At 79.1% G+C, this 1904-nt stretch carries 2 protein-coding genes; both read right to left on the reverse strand.

Annotated elements, in window-relative coordinates:
* Window positions 1-671: 671 nt before the first annotated feature.
* Entirely contained in the window at window positions 672-1241 is a 570-nt protein-coding gene (locus IH80_RS0138305; RefSeq protein WP_051810383.1) for a GNAT family N-acetyltransferase, read from the reverse strand.
* Window positions 1242-1320: 79 nt separating this feature from the next.
* Window positions 1321-1533, reverse strand: a complete 213-nt coding sequence (locus IH80_RS0138310) for a hypothetical protein (RefSeq protein WP_030966540.1) — start codon at window positions 1531-1533, stop codon at window positions 1321-1323.
* Window positions 1534-1904: the final 371 nt, after the last annotated feature.

Below are 1904 nucleotides of genomic sequence, written 5' to 3' on the forward strand. Positions count from 1 at the left end.
ACCACCGGCGGAACCGGCCTGGTCGCTCTGCGCCCGGGCCCCATCCGGCCCGGCGTCTGCCGGCCGAGCCCCCTGCCGCAGGCCCGCGCCCCCGCCGGCACACCGCCCCGAGCCCCACCCCCGTCCCCCCGGCCCGGGCCACGGCGTCTGCCGGCACGGCGCCGAACCTGTGCCGCAGCGCGGCCCGCCGGCGTTCCCGGAACACACCACCGGCGGAACCGGCCTGGTCGCTCTGCGCCCGGGCCCCATCCGGCCCGGCGTCTGCCGGCCGAGCCCCCTGCCGCAGGCCCGCGCCCCCGCCGGCCGCACGCCGGGGCCGGTGCAGGCCGGGCCACGGCCGGTGGGGTGGGCCTTCCGGAAGCGTGCCACCGGTAGTGCCCGCCCGGCCTGTGCCCGGGCCCACGGCGTCCGCCGGTACGGCGCTCACGCCCCGTGCCGCAGGCCGGACACAGGGGGACCGGCCGGACCTCCCGCAAGCACGCCACCGGCGGCGCCCGCCTGGGCGCCGCCCGGGCGGCGCGGTGTCTGCCGACGCGGCGGTGAAGCCCCGTGCCACAGGCCTCGGCGACGCCCCCGCCCGGGTCCGGCATTCACCCGCGGCGCGCCGCGGCCGCCCGCGCCGCGCCGCGGGCGGCCGGTCCCGGAAGCGTGCCGCCGGCGGGCTTCGGCACTCAGGCTGTGGCCCGCCCCGGCCGCCCCGGCGGTGTCGGTCCCGCGTCGGTCGCCAGCCGGGCGTGCAGCTCGACGTCGTAGCGGACCCCGTCGTACTCGAGCTTGCCGCGCTGGACCCCCTCCACCGCGAAACCCGCGGCCCGGGCCACCCGGCACGAAGCCGGGTTGTTCACCCGGTGACCCAGCTCCAGCCGGAACAGACCGGCGTCCTCGAACGCCCAGGCGGCCACCGCGGCACAGCCCCCCGACGCGGCGCCCCGCCCGCGGGCCGCCGCAGCCGTCCAGTACGAGACCCACCCCGTGCGGTGCCGCCGGTCGACGGACCCGACCGCCACGTTCCCCAGCACCGTGCCCGCACCGTCGACGACCGCGAACGCGAAACCCGCCCCCGCCTCCCACTGCTCCGCCCGGGCCGCCAGCCACCGCCGCGCCGCCGCCCACGTCACGACCGGCTCGGCGGCCTGCCACGACATCACCGGATCGGCGAACGCCGCCAGCACCGCCCCGGCATCCGCCGACGACCAGCGCCGCAGCCGCAGCCCCGAGGACACTTCCAGACGATCACGCACCGCCGCAGTCTTCCCCAGCCCCGGACCCGCCCGCCAGTGCGTTTCCCACCCGCCCCCGGCGCGCGCCCCCCGGGCCGGATCAGCCCTCGCGGTCCATCACCCGACGGGCCGCCTCGGCCTCCGCCGCGGGCGGCGAGAGCTCGTCGAGGGTGTCGAGCTCGTCGTCCGAACCCAGCTCCTCCTCCCAGGCGGCCGCAAGCCGCTCCTGCTCCTCGCGCGGCATGCCCGCCACGGCCTCCCGCCGGTGCGGCTCCAGCACCGCGAGGAAACGCCCGACCGGGTCCGTCGGCATGCCGTACTCCTTCTCACCGTGGGACAGAGGGCCATGGAAGAGGACACAAGGAAAGAGGCGGCGGCCGCGATGCCGCGCCCGGCCCAGCATCGCGAACCGGGCCCGCACCGCCGGTCCGACACGGCACGCCGCCACCCGAATGCACGCGCCGCACCCGCACCCGCGGACACACGCACGACATGGGTGCGGCGTGCCCCGGCCCCTCGGCCACGACACGCCGCACCCCGCAAGCCGGCGGTCACCGTCCCCGTCGGGGCGACCGCCGGACGGGATCAGCCGCGGTGGTGGTGTCCGCGGCGGCCCCAGGATTCGGTGTCGATGACGTTGCCGCGGTGGTCGCGGAGGGTGGCGGTGTCGCGGTCGTTCCAGAT

The sequence above is a fragment of the Streptomyces sp. NRRL S-378 genome (assembly GCF_000720645.1).
In the GTDB taxonomy this organism is placed as follows: Bacteria; Actinomycetota; Actinomycetes; order Streptomycetales; family Streptomycetaceae; genus Streptomyces.